The sequence below is a fragment of the Maridesulfovibrio sp. FT414 genome (genome assembly GCF_050916235.1).
In the GTDB taxonomy this organism is placed as follows: domain Bacteria; phylum Desulfobacterota; class Desulfovibrionia; order Desulfovibrionales; family Desulfovibrionaceae; genus Maridesulfovibrio.
The window spans coordinates 2,270,873-2,288,454 of record NZ_CP104854.1 but is presented as its reverse complement, the minus strand read 5'-3'; the positions used below and the strand labels follow the sequence as shown (position 1 = coordinate 2,288,454).

18 protein-coding genes are annotated in these 17,582 nt (G+C 53.8%); 9 read left to right on the top strand and 9 right to left on the bottom strand.

Going from position 1 to position 17,582, the window contains the following annotated elements:
• The first annotated feature begins 137 nt into the window (after positions 1-137).
• Positions 138-608 (top strand): hypothetical protein, encoded by a 471-nt coding sequence (locus N7E73_RS10150; protein ID WP_432734571.1) that lies wholly within the window; start codon positions 138-140, stop codon positions 606-608.
• The gene (locus tag N7E73_RS10145) at positions 605-1,498 is read left to right on the top strand and encodes a DUF4384 domain-containing protein (RefSeq protein WP_432734570.1); all 894 of its coding nucleotides are present in this window, start codon (positions 605-607) and stop codon (positions 1,496-1,498) included. The genes N7E73_RS10150 and N7E73_RS10145 overlap by 4 nt, the downstream gene beginning before the upstream one ends.
• Positions 1,499-1,566: 68 nt before the next feature.
• Here the strand turns inward: N7E73_RS10145 and N7E73_RS10140 are convergent, their stop codons facing one another.
• From N7E73_RS10140 to N7E73_RS10105, 8 genes are all read right to left on the bottom strand, one after another.
• Positions 1,567-2,373: an energy-coupling factor ABC transporter ATP-binding protein gene (locus N7E73_RS10140; protein ID WP_432734569.1), complete on the bottom strand. Its 807-nt coding sequence runs from the start codon at positions 2,371-2,373 to the stop codon at positions 1,567-1,569.
• A gap of 3 nt (positions 2,374-2,376) precedes the next feature.
• Positions 2,377-3,222 (bottom strand): energy-coupling factor ABC transporter ATP-binding protein, encoded by an 846-nt coding sequence (locus tag N7E73_RS10135; protein WP_432734568.1) that lies wholly within the window; start codon positions 3,220-3,222, stop codon positions 2,377-2,379.
• On the bottom strand, positions 3,209-4,006 hold the full coding sequence (locus N7E73_RS10130) for an energy-coupling factor transporter transmembrane component T family protein (RefSeq protein WP_432734566.1): 798 nt from the start codon (positions 4,004-4,006) through the stop codon (positions 3,209-3,211). Before N7E73_RS10130 ends, N7E73_RS10135 begins: the two co-directional genes overlap by 14 nt.
• Positions 4,007-4,043: 37 nt before the next feature.
• Entirely contained in the window at positions 4,044-4,640 is a 597-nt protein-coding gene (locus N7E73_RS10125; protein WP_432734565.1) for an ECF transporter S component, read from the bottom strand.
• A gap of 4 nt (positions 4,641-4,644) precedes the next feature.
• Positions 4,645-5,055 (bottom strand): PPC domain-containing DNA-binding protein, encoded by a 411-nt coding sequence (locus N7E73_RS10120; protein WP_432734563.1) that lies wholly within the window; start codon positions 5,053-5,055, stop codon positions 4,645-4,647.
• A gap of 295 nt (positions 5,056-5,350) precedes the next feature.
• Positions 5,351-5,815 (bottom strand): Cys-tRNA(Pro) deacylase, encoded by a 465-nt coding sequence (ybaK, locus tag N7E73_RS10115; RefSeq protein WP_432734561.1) that lies wholly within the window; start codon positions 5,813-5,815, stop codon positions 5,351-5,353.
• Positions 5,816-6,024: 209 nt separating this feature from the next.
• Positions 6,025-6,225, bottom strand: coding sequence for a 4-oxalocrotonate tautomerase (locus N7E73_RS10110; RefSeq protein WP_432734560.1), 201 nt, complete (start codon positions 6,223-6,225; stop codon positions 6,025-6,027).
• A 67-nt stretch (positions 6,226-6,292) separates the two neighbouring features.
• A complete protein-coding gene (locus N7E73_RS10105; RefSeq protein ID WP_432734559.1) occupies positions 6,293-6,868 on the bottom strand; it encodes a TetR/AcrR family transcriptional regulator in 576 nt (191 codons plus the stop codon).
• A gap of 127 nt (positions 6,869-6,995) precedes the next feature.
• Between N7E73_RS10105 and N7E73_RS10100 the strand changes: the two genes are divergently transcribed.
• Complete coding sequence (locus N7E73_RS10100) at positions 6,996-7,796, top strand: EFR1 family ferrodoxin (protein ID WP_432734558.1); 801 nt, start codon at positions 6,996-6,998, stop codon at positions 7,794-7,796.
• A gap of 113 nt (positions 7,797-7,909) precedes the next feature.
• Here N7E73_RS10100 and N7E73_RS10095 read toward each other — a convergent pair whose 3' ends face one another.
• Positions 7,910-9,199 carry an MBL fold metallo-hydrolase gene (locus N7E73_RS10095; protein WP_432734557.1) on the bottom strand — a complete coding sequence of 430 codons (1,290 nt, stop codon included), beginning with the start codon at positions 9,197-9,199 and terminating at the stop codon, positions 7,910-7,912.
• 204 nt (positions 9,200-9,403) lie between these two features.
• Between N7E73_RS10095 and N7E73_RS10090 the strand changes: the two genes are divergently transcribed.
• The 6 genes from N7E73_RS10090 (at position 9,404) to N7E73_RS10065 (ending at position 17,458) form a co-directional block, all read left to right on the top strand.
• Complete coding sequence (locus tag N7E73_RS10090; protein WP_432734556.1) at positions 9,404-10,441, top strand: LacI family DNA-binding transcriptional regulator; 1,038 nt, start codon at positions 9,404-9,406, stop codon at positions 10,439-10,441.
• Positions 10,442-10,511: 70 nt separating this feature from the next.
• Positions 10,512-11,513, top strand: coding sequence for a C4-dicarboxylate TRAP transporter substrate-binding protein (locus tag N7E73_RS10085; protein WP_432734555.1), 1,002 nt, complete (start codon positions 10,512-10,514; stop codon positions 11,511-11,513).
• Between the two features lie 57 nt (positions 11,514-11,570).
• The gene (locus N7E73_RS10080) at positions 11,571-12,056 is read left to right on the top strand and encodes a TRAP transporter small permease (RefSeq protein ID WP_432734553.1); all 486 of its coding nucleotides are present in this window, start codon (positions 11,571-11,573) and stop codon (positions 12,054-12,056) included.
• A gap of 13 nt (positions 12,057-12,069) precedes the next feature.
• Entirely contained in the window at positions 12,070-13,350 is a 1,281-nt protein-coding gene (locus tag N7E73_RS10075) for a TRAP transporter large permease (protein WP_432734552.1), read from the top strand.
• 14 nt (positions 13,351-13,364) lie between these two features.
• Complete coding sequence (locus tag N7E73_RS10070; RefSeq protein WP_432734551.1) at positions 13,365-14,306, top strand: glycerophosphodiester phosphodiesterase; 942 nt, start codon at positions 13,365-13,367, stop codon at positions 14,304-14,306.
• Positions 14,307-14,365: 59 nt separating this feature from the next.
• Positions 14,366-17,458, top strand: a complete 3,093-nt coding sequence (locus N7E73_RS10065; RefSeq protein ID WP_432734550.1) for a hypothetical protein — start codon at positions 14,366-14,368, stop codon at positions 17,456-17,458.
• Positions 17,459-17,582 lie beyond the last annotated feature (124 nt).

Below are 17,582 nucleotides of genomic sequence, written 5' to 3'. Positions count from 1 at the left end.
TTTATTCATCAGGGCTCCCACCTTCATGCGCACATTCAACGCGACCTGATTGCAAATTCAATCCTGCTGTACTAACTTGAACCCCACCTTATTTTCCGTTTCCACTGCCGCTATTACAACCAAACAAAGGACAAGCCATGAAAATCATCCGCTTCCTGCTTCCCGCCCTGCTGCTGATAATGCTCCTGCCCGGCTGCAAGAAAAACACAGCCCCTGCCGATCCTGAATTCAAAAATACTTTCACTGAAATTTCCGATAAGAACGATGCGTTCTACAAAGGTTATTTTCAGGTGGTCGGACGCGGCAGCGGAGAATCCAAATCAATGGCACTGCTGGCAGCCCGTTCTGTTGCACAGGCAAGGCTGGTGGAAATCATCGAAGGCGTGGAAGTTGAGCGCAACACCCTGATCAAGGAAGGCAAGGTGCAGGGAGACATCATTGAGGCCAAAGCCAGCGGATATGTAAAGTTTTCTTCGGTCTGCGGCGAACAGTACAACCCGGAAACCGGAAACGCGGAAGTCTGCCTCAGGCTCCCGCTCAGGTCCGGGGGGCTGGGTGACCTTGTAGAAAGCCTGATCGACAAATATGACGGGGTCAAAAAACAATGAAACAGCTTTCTTTAAGGACTCTGCTCGTCATCCTCGCTCTGCTGCTCGCCGTCCCCGCCTTTGCGCAGGGCAACAGGCAGACCTCAAAATCATCCGTACTCATTGAAGCTGAAGGCATGGCCTGCCTCGGCCTGGACCGTACCCGCACTCAGGTGCGACAGCTCGCAATCGACGATGCCAAGCGCTCTGCCACAGAGCAGGTCAGCACCTATGTCTCACGCGAGACCAGCGTGGACAAAGGCAAGGTCAGCAAGGATCTCATCGACGTCTATTCCAGAGCCACGGTCAAGGTTCTCAAGGAATTGGAAAACAGCTGGGTGGAATCAAAAGACAAGAGCGGTTATCCCGACCAGTGCTACAAAATCAGAATCCGCGCAGAAATAATCCCCGCCGAGGACGGCCCGACCAAGGGAATCCAGAGCAAGTCAGTCGACAACCCCCGTGCTCCGCTTACTGTCGAACTCTGGACCGACAAGGACGTCTACAAACTCGGTGACCAGATGAAATTCTATTTCCGAGGCAACAAGCCCTTCTATGCCAGAGCCGTCTACAAGGATGCCGAAGGAACACTCATAGAGGTTACACCCTCCGACCGGACAAAATACTACGAAGGCGGGGCAGTCTATGAAATCCCCGGACACAACGACAGCTTCACCCTGCAGATAACCCCGCCGCTGGGCGAAGAAAAACTGATCCTATATACCTCAACCAGCCCCATGAACGGCTATCAGGGCCAGCGATCCGGAGACCTGCTCGTAATTGAAGGAAAAAGTTCGGAACTGGGGACAACAACCCGCGGGCTGACCGTGCTGAAAGGAAACAAATCACAAAAGAAAGCCGCAAAAGCTGAGTTTGCCGAAGCTGAAGTAAAGGTCAAAGTCGAAAAGTAGAGAAGTTGCACTGTGCCCAAAGCAGTCAGTCTGCTTATGATGCCTTCGGCTACCCCGCCGGAGACTTCTCAAGACCCCAGCAGCCTGCTTATGAATCCTTGAGGAGTCAGCTCGGAAAGATTAAGACCGAAATGGCTGCTGAGCCTGACAACCTGCGGCGGAAGAAGCCCGCACAGATCAAGCTGGGCCGGGCCGTTGAAAAGATCAACCGTGCTTCCGTCAAAGCACAAGCGGCCATCTTGCAGACACAAAGCCCGGCTGGAATTCTCTGCAACAAAATCCATATCATGGCTGATTATGATCACCGTCTTTCCGGCGGCCTGCAGACTTTGCAGGGCTTTGGAGAGCATGGCTGTCTCCTGCGGGTCCAATCCTGCGGTTGGTTCATCCAGAACAGTAATTCCGGTATCCATGGCCAGCACAGAAGCTATCGCCAACCTCTTGCGTTCACTGTCCCCAAGGTCATGCGGATTTCGTTTCCGCATCTCCAGAAGTCCGAATGAGGCTAGTTGCCCTTCCCCCAGCTCCTGTATCAGTTCTTCAGGATAACCCAGATTACGTGGCCCGAAGGTAACTTCCTCCCAGACCGAACTTTTGCAGATCTGATCGTCAGGATTCTGGAAAAGCAAACCTACCTGTGCGGCAAGGGAGGCAACACTTTTGCCAGCCGTTGAAATACCGTTTATTTTCACTTCCCCCTGCTCAGGCAGCAACAGACCGTTGAAATGCCTGACCAGCGTACTTTTACCGGACCCGTTATGCCCCAGCAGGGCAACCGTCTCCCCCGGACCGATATTGAAGGATACATCTGTAAGGGCCTGCGTGCCCGACTCATAGCTGAAGCTTAAATTTTGTACTTCAATACCCGCAGCCATTGCTCAACCCCTGTCCAGACCACGGACGGTTTGCGTAAAAGTTGTGGCCAGCCCGCACCCATTGCGCCAGAGACAATTTTTCAGGGCAAGCTCCGAAACACGCGTGTAGCGGGTCCAGTCCAGCCCGATATCCTTCAACAAAGGGGCGGAGAGAACTTCATCGGGCGTACCGTCCATAACGATAGCACCTTCATGCAGAGCCAGAACCCGATCGGCATGTTCGGCAATACTTTCCAACCGCTGTTCAGCCAGCACAATGGTCCGCCCATCTTCTTTCAACCGGCTCAGAATCTCGAAAACATCCTGCACACCTTTCGGGTCGAGGTATGTGGTCGGCTCATCCAGAACAAGCACCGGAGCGTCGCAGACCAGAGCAGAAGCAATGGCAACCCGCTGCAACTGCCCCCCGGAAAGATGGTGCGGAGAACGTCCGGCCAGATCAGACAATCCGGTCATGCTCAAAGCACTGTTCACCCGCCGGAGAATATCATCCCGTGGAACGCCCTGATTCTCCAGGCTGAAAGCAACTTCCTCCGCAACAGTAAACCGCACGCCGCAAAGCTGATTAGCCGGTTTCTGCATGACAAAGGCAACCGACAAGGCCAGCTCCGCAAGCGAAAGATCGGCAGAGCTGTTGCCGCAGACCCGGACAGAACCCTGCGCCTTGCCGTGAAAGAGCTGGGGGATCACCCCGGTCAGAGCATAGCAAAGGGAGGACTTGCCGGAATTGTTCGCCCCGATGACGGCGACAAACTCACCTTTACGCACCCTCAGAGAAAGATCTTTCAGCGCCGGACGCACAGCACCGGGGTATGAATATGAAAAATTGTCGATTTCAATAAGCGGCATGGATCAGCAGCACCGTCTTGTAAATGATAAGGAGCAAGCAAAGGGAAAGCATCAGCCTACGCACAAACTTCTCCCTAGCCGAATCTCGGACAACCCTGAGAGAGGTCTTGGCCCGCCCGGAATTGAATCCCCGCAACTCCAGGGCAATGGCACGCTGCTCTATTTCAGCAAAAGCGCCGAGTACCAGCGGGGCAATCAGAGGGGCCACGGAACGGGCCCGGCTCAGGAACGAACCATGGGAGTCTAGCCCCCTAGCCCGCTGGGCATCCTTGATGACCGCCGTGCGCGCCCGCATTGCCGGAAGCATCAGCAAAGGGCTGCCCAGCACATAGGCCAGCGAAGAAGAGCACCCGGCCTGCGTCAGGGAGGTTATGAAATCAGCAGGATGGGTTGTGAATACAAAAAGAAGTGATGCAGTGAGTATTGCCCCCAACTGCAGGAGCGTGCTTCCGGCAAAGAGCAGCCCTTCGGCATACAGAGTCACTCCATTATACGAAGCAAGTGGAGTCTGGTTTGACGGGTATAACATCCCGTGAATCGGAATCATGAACATTGCCAGCGGGAGCAGTGTGCGCCATGAAAACTTCCAGACGCGCCCGGACACTCCGGCAGCTGCTGCCAGCAGCAGGTTCACCGCAAAAAGAACCGCATCCGGCCAGATTCCCCCGGGAGCACAATAAACCGCCACCCCCGCAAGCAGGACATAAGTCAGCTTGCTCAGGGGGTGGAGGTGGTGAAGCCTGGATGTGCCGCTCACATAAAGAGAGATCGCACCTGACTGCAAGAAACTGCTCCGGAAGTTGCGTTAATATGGATGAGGATCAGGACTCAGCGGACGCCAGAAGCGGAAAACGGGCGTGAATACGTTCCGGCAGGGTCTTTATCAGCCCCCAGACCAGCACGGCGGTCACAACCTTATCTATAACGTTGGAGGTAAACACGGTCACAACTACCGAACCGAACAGATCCTTTCCAAGGGCCAGCAGGTAGGCCATGGCGAAATCAGCGCCGCTGCCGGTTATGCCGCCGAACATGTACAGACGGATGGGCACAGCAACCACGGAGTTGAAAACGGTGATGACAAGACCGGCAGCGATTGCGAGCCACAAATTTTTAAACATCCCGTAACGGGCGCAGAAACCGGCAGCAATACCGATCACCATTGCCACCGGAGCAAAAGCCGCCGCGACCGGAGAGGAGATAACGCCCCAGATCAGGTTGGTGAAAAGCCCGGCAATTCCACCGGCCCATGGACCGGCAAGCACGGCCACCAGCACAGTGCCGATGGAATCAAGAAAAATAGGGAGCTTAAGCATGGAAACAAGCTGCCCGACCGCAATGTTCAACACAATAGCGACTGCGATCAGCACCCAGGTGAACGTAGTGAAATCTTTTTTAACATCCCCAATGAAACCCATAAGACTATTCCTTCCTTCTGGTTAAAGATTGAACTTCCAGCTCAGGATACCCGGTCTGCGGATCGAACGTTCTCAAAAATCTGTATTCGGGCATAACGGCAAGAACTATCTCCGCCGTTGTGTACACCCTGCTCCCCGGAAGAAGATGGGCACCAATGGTTCTGCCTTCCCCGTCCGCGATGGATATGTGAAAATGGGAACCGTGAACTGACAGAACTCCGGTAAGGGAGACTATCTCGAAATGCCCCTCCAGCTCAGTGGCCTCGCCCTTATTGGCAAACCGCAGCACCGCACGGGTAAGACTCCCCACACAGGTAAGGACACAGGCGGCCTCAATCCCCTGTTCCTGCACTACCCGTTCAAGCTCAACAAGAATATCCTGCCCCGGTGCAAATCGAACTGCTAAAGTTTCCACTGATTACTCACTCCATCTTTCCTCTAATTCGACGCTGCTGCAGAATAACCGGCTGTCCTGACCGACCACATTATCATTATCTTTCAATCAGTTGCTTTTATATAAACATTTACGATACTTCCAATCGATACTATCTATATAAAGACAGCCTTGTTATTTACTAACGTTATATATTCTGAGGTCAGGATATGAAAAACCGGGACAGCCTGACGGTGTCCCGGAATTTTTCAAAACTTGCCAGCTTAAAATCGCCGTATGCAGAAGGAGGGCGATCCGACGAATTGGGGGAAAGGAATTATCTGGCGAGCTCGGTAAAACTGCCCTTGAGCAGGGCAACAAGATCGTGCGGGGAAAGCTCAATATCCAGTCCCCGGCGTCCCCCGCTCACATAAATGGTTTCAAAGCCTTCGGCAGATGAATCCACGACTGTCTTAAGCAACTTTTTCTGGCCCAAAGGACTTACACCGCCCACAACATATCCAGTGGTTTTCTCCACAATCTTCACATCTGCCATGGCGGCCTTCTTTACTCCGACGGCCTTGGCCAGCAGCTTGAGGTCAAGCATCTTCATAACCGGAACAACCGCAACATACAGGTCCTTTCCGCTTGCGGCTACAAGGGTCTTGAAAACACGCGCCGGGTCTACCCCGAGCTTTTCCGCAGCTTCCTTTCCGTAAGCCTCGGCAGAAGGGTCATGCTCGTATTCGTGGACTGAAAACTTTATCTTGCTCTTCTTTGCTAATCTGATTGCTGGTGTCATTTTTGTTTTATTTTGATGCGCTTCGCGCTTCTTACGATGATTTAATTTCGCTTCCGGCGGTAGCAGCCCGTTGAAAAATCAAAAGCACAGGCTGTTCAAAAAAGGTGAGATGCTATCCGCGAAAAAGTTCAAGGTCGAAGCGAACTTCCCGTACACGAGGATTTTAACTTTCTGACGCAACGACGCAGAGCCCATTTTTCAACAGCCTGCTAGGCCGGATCAGGGTATTTATCAGAACACAGCTGTCCGCCGGCACCCCAGTTTTCCTTTTTTACATCCTCGATGACCACATAAACGGATTCCACACCGCAACCGATGATCCGTGCTGTCTCTCTGGAAATAACTTCCACCAGTTCCCGCTTCTGGTCAACGCTTCTTCCTTCAAACATCTCAACTCTGATTATCGGCATTTATGCCTCCTCTTCTTGATGGGGTTGCTGCCACATTCCCGCAAACCGCCCAAATACGAAATACATATCAATCAGCCAGTTTCAGGACCAATTCTGTGAGCTCGTCCGCAAATTTCTCATTGAGCGGACCATGTCCTGTCAATAAGCGGTACCACATGGCCCCGAAAACCATATCTACAAGCAGGTCGGAAGACTGCCCGGAGGCATTCTTCCCGCTGCCCTGCACCTGCTCTATAACCGAGCGCAGTACACCGCGCCTCTGTTCCACAAAATGCTCCCTGAATCGCTGCCGAAAACCTTCGTCTTTCTGTGCTTCAGCCATGAGGAAACGCAGATGAACTCCGCTTCCTTCCGCAATGGAGATCATCGACTTACGCAGCAGAGAACGCAGTCTCTCCTGCCCGGAACCGGCAACGGGAATTGATATTCTTGCATCCGCCTGTTTCAGGAGTGCCTCCAGCACAATATCTGCCAAAGAAGGCCACCAGCGGTAAATTGTAGGCTTGCCCACACCGGCACGCTTTGCAATGCCCTCTATGGACAACGCCGCTCCCCCGCCTTCATCCAGCAGCTCGCAGACGGCATCCAGTACAGCCTGCTGTGATTTCTCACTTCTCGGGCGGCCCGCTTTAGCCCTTGTCATTACTCACTCCTATGCGCTTTTCTGCTATCCTTTCTGCCATGGTTGACACGTTTTGGCAAGTTTTGATACGTTACGTTCCGTAACGATTTTATCGCAGCAAATTTCAGAACCATAAACGAAGCCAAACATGAACATCACATCAGCAAAACTGGTATTTTTCTCACCCACCGGCACCACCGAAAAGGTACTCAGGGGAATCGCACACGGCACAGGTCTTGGCGAAGTGGAAACACTGGACATCACCAGCCCGGAATCCCGGCAGGGCAAACTGACCGTTGCAAAAGATGAACTGCTTGTAATCGGCGTTCCCGTGTACATGGGCAGGGTACCGGGGCTCCTGAACAGATGGTTGAACGAAATAAAGGCGGACGGGACCCCGGCAGTTTGCGTCGTGGTTTACGGGAACCGGGTCTACGATGACGCCCTGCTGGAACTGAAAAACATGGTCACTGAACGGGGCTGTGTACCTGTTGCCGGTGCGGCCTACATAGGCGAACACTCATTCTCCACCCCGCAGATTCCTACGGCGCATGGTCGCCCGGACTCTGAGGACCTTAGCCATGCCGCCAGTTTCGGGGCCGCCATCCGGCAGAAACTTGATGCTGCAAAAGACTCCTCGGATTTCACCGAGCTGCATGTTCCAGGAAAATTCCCATACCGGGGCACAACCGAACTCTGGAACGTGGATTTCATTGCTGTAAACGAGAATTGCGTACAATGCGGACTGTGTGCGGAAGCATGCCCCGCAGGAGCCATCGACAGGCAGGACAGCTCGTTGACAGATCAGGTCAAATGCATCACCTGCTGCGCCTGCCTCAAGCAATGCCCGCAACAGGCCAGAACCATGAAAGACGGACCGGTCAAGGATGCCCGGGAACGGCTGCACAATCTTTTCGGCACTCCCAAAAAACCGGAATATTTTCTTTAACCCGATAATTTGGGGAGAAGCTGTACAGACAACAGCCTGTTGAAAGAATCAAATACACAGGCTGTTCAAAAATGGCGTGATGCCAGATGCGCAAAAACAGAGGCCTCAACCCATTAATCAAGGATATAACGGAGCCCTTCATGAGCCAGCGGAAACGGACTGTTTTCCAGAAACGGGGTATGGTATCCGAGTACCCTGCCGTCTACTTTCTGCTGCAGGGATTCGACCTGCTTCCAGTGCGAATGCACACTGTCAGGGTTATCAAACTCTATTTCATGGAAAACAAGATCGCACCCTGAAAACCACTCCGCCTTCAACTCCTCGCGATTCAGGATACTGTTGATCCTTTCATCGTACTTGGTGTCCCCGGAGTAGCCGAAGCACCTTCCCCCGCCGGAAATCCTGAGCCCGATTGTTCCGTAGGGCAGGATGTGGTGATTCCAGCGACTCTCAATACGCAGGGAGCCAAGCTGCAGTTCTTTTCCCGGCTGCATGGTGTGGAGCTCAACATGATCATGCAGGTCAGGGAACAGAGGTGCATACAGATCCGCAAGAACCCGGAAAGCTGTGTCCGCCATCACAAGTTTCAATTTACGGTGGTACTTTCGGGCACGCCGGAGACAGGCTGTAAATCCCTGAACATGGTCTTCATGGTTATGGGTGAACAGAAAATGGGTGACGTCATCCCAGTGGATGTTGTGGCGCGCAAGAGAATGAGCCGGATAGCCGCAAGGGTCAATCCAGACGACCTCCCTGCCGAACCTCACAATGGTGTTTGCCACGGTTCCAAACACCCCGTTGCCGCAGCCGACGGGAATGATTTCGAGCTGCTCCCGCGCGGCATCATCTCTGGACACAGTTTCCAGCAGGGCCTCAATATCCTCGTCAGGGCTTGCGGAGGCAGCCAGCCCGTTACGGTCATACACAACCCTTCCCCTGTCAGAAATCAGCACATTGCCTGATTCGCAACGGATTTCAACGTTTCCGTTCTCATAGACGGGCTCCGCAACATTCGGATTAAACCACTTTTCCAGCCACGGCTTGCGGACAATGGATAGATTCGCGTCATCAAAAAAATAGGGAAAAATACGCTCAAGGTGGCGGTGAACAGCTTCAATGTCCTTCCGCAGCCCGACATACTGCTTCAGGATGCCGCCCCTGATCTGGGCCTGCCAGAGCACGAATTCCTCACCGGTGCGGTTATCCCCTGCCATGGAAACCTCCCAGCCGGGCACCACGACCGTCTCTTCCCGAAAACCGTGCTCCGTAATGAATTTTGCGATATCGGGCATACTGCCGACCCGTACTGTCCCTTCGGAAGTACGCACCATATCTGCATGCATGCCGCAATATCCGATCCGCTGAACCGTACTGCTCAGCCTGTTCAACCTGCTCCTGCTCATCCGCAATCCTCATTCGTAATGTATATGTTTACATTGCTGTGACACTATCGAAAGATATTCGTCACATCAAGCTGTAGGATATAAATTTTTATACCTTAATTTAATCTTTAAATACTGTAAGTTAAAACATATTTACACAAAATTGTTGACACCATTTAACGCAGACTGATACGGAATGTAAACGTTTACATGGCGAGGTTGTAAATGAGTACTATTCTTGATGTTGCACGACTAGCGCAGGTATCGACCGCCACAGTGTCGAGGGTGATCAATTCCCCTGAAACCGTGCGTGAAGAGACCCGGAAGAAAGTTCTCCGGGCAATGGAGATGTGCAACTACAAATACAACGCCCTCGCACGTGGATTCGTCACCAAGAGATCCAACACCATCGGGCTCATCATCCCGAACATCAACAACCCCGTTTTCGCAGAGTCCACCATGGGCGTACAGGAATATGCCGACGAAAAGAACATAAAGGTCATTCTAGGCAACACTTCCTACAAGTACTCCCAGGAGGAAAGCCTGATCAAGGCACTGCGGGAAAGTCAGGTGGACGGTCTCATCATCACCACAACCAATCCCAAGGGCGAGATCATCAGGACTCTCGTAAATGAAGGGGTTCCCTTCGTGCTTCTTTTCAGCACGGTCAAGGGCGGCCCCATCTCGGCCGTGGGCGTGGACAACTACCGTGGCGGCTACGTGGCCACGGAGCACCTCGTGTCACTCGGGCACAGGAGGATCGGAATGATCGCGGGCAGCTTTGCCGTGACCGACAGGGGTTACCACCGCTGGCACGGTTACAGACGCTGTCTGAAGGACAACGGAATTCCCTATGACGGAGACCTGCTTGTCCAGACGGAGTACTCCCTTGCCGGAGGACGGGACTCGATCAGGAAGCTCCTTGAACTGCCATCCCCGCCGACTGCGGTTTTCTGTTCCAACGACTACATCGCCCTCGGGGCAATCAAAGGAGCGAGGGAGGCCGGTCTGAGCCTGCCCGAAGACCTTTCCATTGTAGGCTTCGACGATATGCCGACAGCCTCCTACATGGTTCCGGCCCTGACCACCGTTCGCCAGCCGGCCTATGATATGGGCCGCAGAGCCTGCGAACTCCTGCTGCAGATCATGGAGTCTCCCTCCAGACCGGTGCAGCACATGATGGAGACAAAGCTTGTAGTCCGCGAATCAACAACTGCCGCCGGGCAAAAGGACCGTTCCGGAGAGACCGGGGAGAGTCTGTAGCAAAAGGGCTGCTGGAATTGTTGCAGCAACCATATACGCAAGGCAAAACAACTTTAGGAGGAAGAAGAGAATGAACTTCAAAAAAACCCTTTCCGTCCTTTGCGCAGGAGCAGTTCTGGTCCTGTCCATCGGCACCCAGTGCATGGCTGACGACTACAAGCTGACCCTCAAACTGAGTCACGTCTTCAGCCCCGCCGAACAGCTTTCCAAATCCATGGATGCTGTGGCCGAGTCCATTTCTGAAAGAACCAACGGTGCAATCAATATCCAGACTTTCCCGCAGGCACAGCTGCCCGCCTACAAGGAAGGCGTTGAGCAGGTTGTACGCGGCGCAAAATTTATTTCCGTAGAGGACCCCTCCTTCATCGGCGACTATGTTCCCGACTTCAAGGCTCTGTACGCCCCCATGCTTTATCGCAGCTTCGACGAGTATGTTAAGCTGACCCAGGGCAAGCTGGTGGCAGACATGAAAGCCAAAGCCGAAGAACAGGGCATCAAGATCCTCGCTCTCGACTACATCTACGGTTTCCGTAACCTGATCACCCAGAAAGTCATCAAGACCCCTGAAGACCTCAAGGGCATGAAGATCCGTACTCCCGGCTCCAAATCCTATATCGACACCCTGACCGCAATGGGCGCGGTTGCAACTCCCCTGCCCTGGGGCGAGACCCTTTCCGCAGTCCAGCAGGGCGTGGTTGACGGCCTCGAAGGCTCCGAATTCACCAACATCGGAACCAAGGTGTACGAAGGACCGACCAAGAACGTAGCCAACACCCGCCACATTCTCGGTACCTGCGGCGTGTACATCTCCACCAAGGTCTGGAACGACATTCCCGAAAAATATCAGGTCATCATTCAGGAAGAATTCACCAAAGGCGCCAACCACATGGTGGAACTGCTCAAGTCCCAGCATGGCGGCGTGGTCAAGGAACTCGAGTCCTACGGCGTGAAATTCAACGAAGTTGACGGCGATGCTTTCCGCGCAGCCCTCAAACCCCTTTATGCCGAACAGCCCGGAATGACCCCCGGCGTTTTCCAGTCGATCTTCACTGAACTCGACGCAATGAGATAAACAAAACAGTACGGTGCGCGGAAGCACGTCTTCCGCGCACCGCCCTGGTGGTGAACAATGTCTGAAGCATCCAAATTACTTTTCAGGAATTTCGACCTTATTGTCAGCGGGTTCTTTCTCTGCATTACCGTGCTGGTCGTCATCGTCAATGTCGGGCTCCGTTATCTTTTTCAGAGCGGCCTTTTCTGGGCCGAGGAGGTCGCCACATCCGCCTTCATCTGGAGCGTTTTCGTCGGTTCGGCCGCAGCATACCGTTACAAAATGCATATCGGCATCGACTTTCTGACCCAGATAGGTCCCCGGGCATGGAAGGATTTCATCGCGGTGATAATCGACGCTTCAATGTTCATCATCAACGGGTACATCGTTTATCTCAGCATTCTTTTCATTCAGGCCAACAAGCTCAAACGCACGCCGGTCCTCGACATTCCCGCCATCTATGTAAACCTGGCACTGACAGTCGGTTTCACCCTCATGGCCGTGTATGCCCTTGGATTCCTGTATGGCGACCTGCGCAAACTTTTCGGCAGACAGGCCGGGTAAGGGGGAGGACATCATGATCACATTTCCCGTAGTCATTGTAATGGCTCTCTATTTCACCAGCATCCCCATTGCCTTCGCCCTGCTTGCGGCGGGCCTTGCATATTTCACTTTCGGCGATGTGGGAACACCGCCGGACCTGATCCTGCAGAAGTTCATCACTTCCACCGCTTCCTTTCCTCTGCTGGCCATTCCTTTCTTCATCATGGCCGGAGAAATCATGAACTTCTCAGGAATCAGTGCCAGCCTCATGAAGATGGCTGACGTGCTGACCGGACATCTCCGTGGCGGACTGGCTCAGGTAAACGTCCTGCTCTCGACCCTGATGGGCGGAATTTCCGGCTCGGCCAACGCCGATGCGGCCATGCAGTCGAAAATACTGGTCCCGCAGATGACCAAACGCGGCTACAGCACCCCGTTTTCCACGGCGATCACCGCTGCGTCCTCAGCCATCGCCCCGGTTATTCCTCCGGGGATCAACCTGATCATCTACGCACTCATCGCACAGGTCTCAGTGGCAAAAATGTTTGTCGGCGGCTACACTCCGGGCATTCTCATGTGTCTTGCCCTGATGCTCACAGTGCATTTCATCGCCAAGAAAAGGGACTACAAGCCCTCGCGGGAAAAAATGGCTTCCGGCAGGGAAATACTCAAACAGATGCGGGAATCCATCTGGGGCCTGCTGCTGCCGCTGGGCATAATCGCCGGTATACGCTTCGGGGTTTTCACCCCCACCGAAGCTGGAGCCATGGCCGTCCTTTTCTGCGTCATCATCGGAGCATTCCTCTACAAGCAGCTGCGCTGGGAACACTTCCCCATCATCATGAAGAACACCCTGCTGGGTACCAGTTCGGTCATGCTGATCATCATCGCGGCTTCTGTTTTCGGCCAGTACATGAGCTGGGAAAGGATTCCCCATCAGCTGACCAAGAGCATCCTGGCCATATCCGACTCGCCCTGGATGATCCTTGTGGTAATCAACATGCTGCTCCTTTTTCTTGGCATGTTCCTTGAAGGCGGCGCACTGCTCATCATCGTTGCCCCGCTGCTGGTTCCGCTGGTCAAGGGCATGAATATCGACCTGATCCACTTCGGCCTGATCATGATCGTAAACATCATGATCGGGGGCATAACGCCGCCCTTCGGGTCCATGATGTTCACGACCTGCGCCATCACCGGCTCTACGGTAGGCGAGTTCGTGCGTGAAATCTGGCCGTTCATTCTGGCTCTGCTCGTTGTACTGCTCATTGTGACCTACATGCCCGCTGTGGTCATGTTCCTTCCCAACCTCATCTGATGGAGACTGCTGTAATGATGCTTATCGGTCATCGCGGGTGCAAATATCCCGGCTTTAACCAGAATACCCTCCGAGCTTTTGACAAGGTCACCTCCGAAGGCGTCCGGGCCATTGAATTCGATGTGCAGCGTTGCGCCGACGGCGAGCTGGTGGTTGTTCACAACCTCGACCTTGAAGAGGTCTCCACGGGCAAGGGAGAAGTTTCAAACACCGACTCCGCAACCCTGAAGAGCCTTTATGCCGGAAACCCGGAACAGGGCAGGGACCGCATACCCTTTCTACCCGAGGTCTTCGACTTTTTCGCCTCCTGCACGCCGGAAAGCCGCCCTGCCATCCACATGGAACTCAAGGGCAACAACACCGGCACACAGGCCGGGGAACTCTTCAACGAGTACGTTGCCGCCGGAAAACTGTGCATGTCCGATATACTGACCAGCTCCTTCAACTGGAAGGAACTGGAAAGTTTCCGTGAAGTCTGCCCCGAGGCAAAGATAGCCCTGCTGGACGGAGCCATCCGCAGAAATCTTCTGCTGGAAAGAACCGGTCCGGACGCCAAGCGCTATTTCCCGGTGATTTTCGCATACGGCAACGAAGACTACATGCTGCCCAGATTTCCTTCCCTTGAGGAAAACCTTGCGCTCCTCGACGAAAAGTGTGCAGATATAGAACTGAAGCAGATACTTGCCAGTGAGATCAAAGCCTGTCTGGACGGCCGGTACTATACCGATGAACTGCTGGAAAAGGCCTGCACGATGAAGGCGACATCGGTAAACCTGTGGTATCGTACGGTTTCGCCTGAATTCATCGAAAAGGCTCATGCACGGGGCCTTGCGGTCTTCGTTTACACTGCAAACCAGCCGCATGAATGGAAAAACCTTGCCATCATGGGGGTTGACGGAATATTCACCGATTTTTACGCCGATGCCGTCAGCGTAATGAAAGCTCATAAATCATAACCGGCAGAAGGGCAGGCACGGGCTTCAGGCTTCTGCCGCCCCCGTGCCTTTCCTTCAGCATGACCAGAATATCTTCCCTCTTTTTTGACAAGCGCGACTACCAGCTCCTGCAGATCGTCGACGATGTAATGAACCGCGGACCTAGATCCCGGGTATTCCACTCCCTGCTGGTCGAGCACATGCATCCCCAAGGAATAAAGGAGATGGCTGCACCGCAGGGCCTCAGAATTGCCTATGCTGTCATCCGCCTGCTCGGCAGCTTTGAAAAAGGCATGGCCCGAGACCGACTCAAGGCACTGCGCTCACTTCGCGACGACGTGTTCCTCTCCTCTTCGGCCTACTACCGCAAAAATACCGCCCGGGTTCTTCTGCAGATCATGAAGGAACTGGTCCGGCCTGAAAACAGCGAACTGCGCAGACTGAAACTGGCGCACGATTTCCGCATGGTTTCAGCCGGAAATCCCCTTACCATCAGGAAAGAGCTGGCCAAATACCACCTGATCGAAATGCCGGAGGAATGGAACCAGTACGCCTTCGACGACCACGTACACGACGCCAATACCAAGGGTCGCAAATCCCCCACCCACCTGATCATGGATGCATGGATCAAGGGGATCAGGAAGCTTACAGTTGTCTACTACAACTATGTGCGCCCGCAGGTGATTGAAGAACTGCTGGAAGCCGGCAGCATCCTGGATGTGCAGGTGCGGGTCGGAATTGAGCTTTCAGCCCGGTTCAGGAACAAGTACGTGCGCTTCACATGGGAGCCGGACGTCCTTGCCGACAGCTCTTCCTACCTTAAATTTCTTGAAAAGGACCGGGTAATTGAACTCCTTGAAGAAGGGAGGGAAGTCTCCCGCTACCAGCAGAAGTACGTCTTCGACGTTCTGAGCGAGTTCAACGACAGACATCGACATGATCTGAACTCCGCACTTGGACTGAACCTGACCCCGCTGGACAGGAATGAATTTCTCATGTTCGTGGGCACAGGCCAGCCCTCCATCCTCCATCTGGCACGGTTCATTCACAACAAGTTGACTGAGCAAGCCGGGAAAAGCCCTGAAGCCGGAACACAGCCGCTTTCAGCTGAACAGGAAAAGATGATCGGCAGGGTCAATGTGAAATCGATAATTGCCGATTTCCTTGCCCCGGAAAAGAACCCGGAAATCCATGATCCATCGGAACCCAACGGGGATGCAGATCTGCCGAAACTGCTGCAATTCGGCATAAACGAACTGCTCACCAGGCTGCTGACCATTCATCCCGGATCCAAATTCACGCTGAACCTGACCAACCTCACCGCTCAGGATACCCTTGAGCTGCTCTATGTCGGCGGGGGAATGATCACCCACATCGAAGCGTACAACCTGAAGGATGCCTGCCGGACTATTCATGGGAAGAGCTGCATCGGCGACGGGTCCATCCGCATGCAGAGGCAGTTGAGCGGACGTGAAGAGCATTACCGCCTTATAGGCAGATTGCAGAAGGCATTGAATGACGACAGCGTCATAAGCCTGAAAAATTCCATCCGGGAAATCATCTACGATCACGATGAACAGCTTTCGCAGTTAAAGAAAAGGATTGCTGCCCTGCCGCCCGAAGACGAAGAGTCCGCCATTTTGGGGGCGAAACTCCGGGACATGCAGATCAGGAAGCCGGAACTGATTGATATTCTCTCCGATCTTGAGACATTCCACACCAGTTACAGCAAGCGCAGCCTGCGCTCCAGAATAGGCTCAGGCTCCACCGGACAGGCAGAGCAGAGCCACGGAATGGGTTTCGTGGTTCTGGAGACACTCCCTGCCCGGGGACGCAAACCGTTCTTCCACAAACTTGCGGGCGAAGACCGCACCCTGATCCCGGCAAGTGCAATGATGACCAAAAGCGTCCACAGCCGGGAAGGACTGAAAAAAGGCGTTCTGATCCGGATATTCAGCAGGAAACCCGAAGCTGAACGCTGGGTGGAATGGAGTCTGGACGCATTTGAGATTCATGCCTGCAAGCCGGGCAACATCGGGACTCTGGGCGGCCTCAAGCATATGGACCACACGGTTTCCGAAAAACGAAAAGATAACGGCGAGGTTCTGGACAAGCCCTGGAAATACCTGAACACAAACATCAAGAATACCGCGAAGGTCCTGCTGGGATTCATCCCCGCCTTCCTGACCTTTTGCCTGACCAAGGACTGGTGGCTGCTCCAGTATTTCGGCGCGGTAATCTGGTTCGGCATTACCGGCTCGCGCAACATCATCCAGTCGGTCCTCGGCGGGGGCGGTCTGCGCAGATCCCCGCTGCTGCCGTGGAACTCCCTTGTAAGCTGGAGCCGGATTTCGGATTCCCTGCTGTATACCGGTTTTTCCGTGCCGCTGCTGGATTATCTGGTCAAGACACTGCTGCTGGACCATACCTTCGGAGTGACAACCGCCACCAGCCCGATAGTGCTCTATTCCGTCATGGGGCTGGCCAACGGCATTTATCTCTCCAGCCATAACGCAATAAGGGGACTGCCAAGGGGGGCGACCATCGGGAACTTCTTCAGGTCCATACTCGCCATCCCTGTCGCCATTCTCCTGAGCGGACTTATCGGGGCGGCGCTGGGTATGGCCGGTATCCCGGACGTCACCGGCGCACTGCAGAAATGGGCGGCCATTATCTCCAAATTCGCCTCCGACTGCGTTGCGGCATTCATCGAAGGTCTTGCAGACAGACAGACCAACGTCCGGGCAAGACTGACCGGATACAAGACGAAGATATCACAGCTATTTTCCGTATTCTCAAGGTTGGACCTCATGTTTCCGGAAGAAGACGTGCTTGAGATGCTTCAGACCCCTAAAATCATGATGATGACCCTGAGCAAGGAAGCTGCCGAGCTTGAAAAACAGATCATCGTCAATGCGCTTGACCTCATGTACTTCTGGTTCTACCAGCCGCGGTCGCGCAAGGCCCTGTACATCATCCTGCAGGACATGTCCCGTGAGGAGTGGCTGATCTTCTACCGTTCACAACTGATACTGAAACGCCACAGGGAAATAAGTCAGGTCTTTGTGGACGGGCTGGTGGGCAAGGACTTTGCCAAAGCCCTTGCCTTCTATCTGGACCGCTCCCCGCAGTATCTTGAAGACATGAAAAAACTCGGCGGCAAACTGGCTTAACTCCGCAGTTCCACCGGACGAAAATAAAAGGGCTCATTTACTTGTCCGAATTTAAATGTGCACCCCGCCAGTGACGGGGTGCACATTTCTTTTGCTGAAGGGCCTTCCCCTGACAAAAAACAGT

Coding starts and splice junctions, on each gene's coding strand:
- N7E73_RS10070 (WP_432734551.1), top strand. CDS start 13,365: ATGATGCTTATCGGTCATCGCGGGTGCAAATATCCCGGCTTTAACCAG.
- N7E73_RS10095 (WP_432734557.1), bottom strand. CDS start 9,199: ATGAGCAGGAGCAGGTTGAACAGGCTGAGCAGTACGGTTCAGCGGATC.
- N7E73_RS10085 (WP_432734555.1), top strand. CDS start 10,512: ATGAACTTCAAAAAAACCCTTTCCGTCCTTTGCGCAGGAGCAGTTCTG.
- N7E73_RS10100 (WP_432734558.1), top strand. CDS start 6,996: ATGAACATCACATCAGCAAAACTGGTATTTTTCTCACCCACCGGCACC.
- N7E73_RS10145 (WP_432734570.1), top strand. CDS start 605: ATGAAACAGCTTTCTTTAAGGACTCTGCTCGTCATCCTCGCTCTGCTG.
- N7E73_RS10065 (WP_432734550.1), top strand. CDS start 14,366: ATGACCAGAATATCTTCCCTCTTTTTTGACAAGCGCGACTACCAGCTC.
- N7E73_RS10090 (WP_432734556.1), top strand. CDS start 9,404: ATGAGTACTATTCTTGATGTTGCACGACTAGCGCAGGTATCGACCGCC.
- ybaK (WP_432734561.1), bottom strand. CDS start 5,815: ATGACACCAGCAATCAGATTAGCAAAGAAGAGCAAGATAAAGTTTTCA.
- N7E73_RS10135 (WP_432734568.1), bottom strand. CDS start 3,222: ATGCCGCTTATTGAAATCGACAATTTTTCATATTCATACCCCGGTGCT.
- N7E73_RS10080 (WP_432734553.1), top strand. CDS start 11,571: ATGTCTGAAGCATCCAAATTACTTTTCAGGAATTTCGACCTTATTGTC.
- N7E73_RS10110 (WP_432734560.1), bottom strand. CDS start 6,225: ATGCCGATAATCAGAGTTGAGATGTTTGAAGGAAGAAGCGTTGACCAG.
- N7E73_RS10125 (WP_432734565.1), bottom strand. CDS start 4,640: ATGGGTTTCATTGGGGATGTTAAAAAAGATTTCACTACGTTCACCTGG.
- N7E73_RS10140 (WP_432734569.1), bottom strand. CDS start 2,373: ATGGCTGCGGGTATTGAAGTACAAAATTTAAGCTTCAGCTATGAGTCG.
- N7E73_RS10075 (WP_432734552.1), top strand. CDS start 12,070: ATGATCACATTTCCCGTAGTCATTGTAATGGCTCTCTATTTCACCAGC.
- N7E73_RS10150 (WP_432734571.1), top strand. CDS start 138: ATGAAAATCATCCGCTTCCTGCTTCCCGCCCTGCTGCTGATAATGCTC.
- N7E73_RS10105 (WP_432734559.1), bottom strand. CDS start 6,868: ATGACAAGGGCTAAAGCGGGCCGCCCGAGAAGTGAGAAATCACAGCAG.